General features: G+C 70.2%; 1 pseudogene. It reads right to left on the bottom strand.

Features of this window, described 5'->3' with window-relative positions:
• Window positions 1-242: 242 nt before the first annotated feature.
• Window positions 243-570 (bottom strand): annotated as a pseudogene (locus AAE045_RS23995) (hypothetical protein); the annotation flags it as partial.

Raw genomic sequence — 570 nt, 5'->3', positions numbered from 1 at the left:
CACGGTGGACAGCCCAGCGATGATCATCGAGCGGGTCTGTGGTCGCGCATCCGGCGCGGCGCTGGCCGTACTCAAGCGTGCGTCCTGCTGACAGGCAGGCCATCGCGGCTGGACAGGGGACGACATCGCATCGGGGCTCTCCCGGCCGCCTGGGCCGCATCTGGACGGCGACAGCCTACGCCAGCGGATCTGCACGCCGTGTCACGGAGGAACGCCGTCGCCGCAACGCGCCCGGCCCGCGCTCAGGCGAGGGCCGCCGGGCGGACGGCGCCGCGCCGATAACTCAGCAGCCGCCCGTGACCTGGCGCATCGCCCTCATCCTCGAACAGGCCCAGTTCCTCGGTCACATCGAAGCCCTGCAGGGCCATGCCGCGCGAAAACGCGCCGACGTTGCCGCGCCCTGGATCGGTGATCAGCAGTTCGGCATCGGGCTTGGCATGCCGCAGCATCATCGCGGCGATCTGGTGGGCGTGGCCGCGTTCGTAAAGGATGTCACTGCCGATGATCAGGTCGAAGCGGCCCAGCGAGCCATCGGGCACTTCCCAGGGCAGGTCGCGGTAGGTCACCGCC

It is taken from the genome of Dryocola clanedunensis (genome assembly GCF_038405435.1).
Lineage (GTDB): Bacteria > Pseudomonadota > Gammaproteobacteria > Enterobacterales > Enterobacteriaceae > Dryocola > Dryocola clanedunensis_A.
Note: the sequence above shows the minus strand (reverse complement) of the source record. Positions and strands in the feature narration are given on the sequence as shown.